1 pseudogene is annotated in these 254 nt (G+C 28.7%); it reads right to left on the bottom strand.

From position 1 onward, the window contains the following. Positions 1-227 (bottom strand): annotated as a pseudogene (locus KVT27_RS25415) (hypothetical protein); the annotation flags it as partial. Between the last annotated feature and the right edge of the window lie 27 nt (positions 228-254).

Below are 254 nucleotides of genomic sequence, written 5' to 3' on the forward strand. Positions count from 1 at the left end.
TTATAATTTCCCGAAATATTTTTAATAAACTCTTGATCTTGTACTTCATCTTCAAAATTCAAGGATATAAATTTATCTAACGAACTCCAATTATAAAACGGTGTTAATTTATGTTTTAAACCACTCTCATTTTTAATTGCAAGTATATTAATCCCATAACTTCTATCTCCAATAATAATCCATTCTTTTGATGGAGGGAACCAGACTACTACAAATGAATTATGCATAATAGAATCCGCCATACTGTCTTGAGG

The sequence above is a fragment of the Lysinibacillus sp. GbtcB16 genome (genome assembly GCF_019091145.1).
Classification (GTDB): domain Bacteria; phylum Bacillota; class Bacilli; order Bacillales_A; family Planococcaceae; genus Lysinibacillus; species Lysinibacillus fusiformis.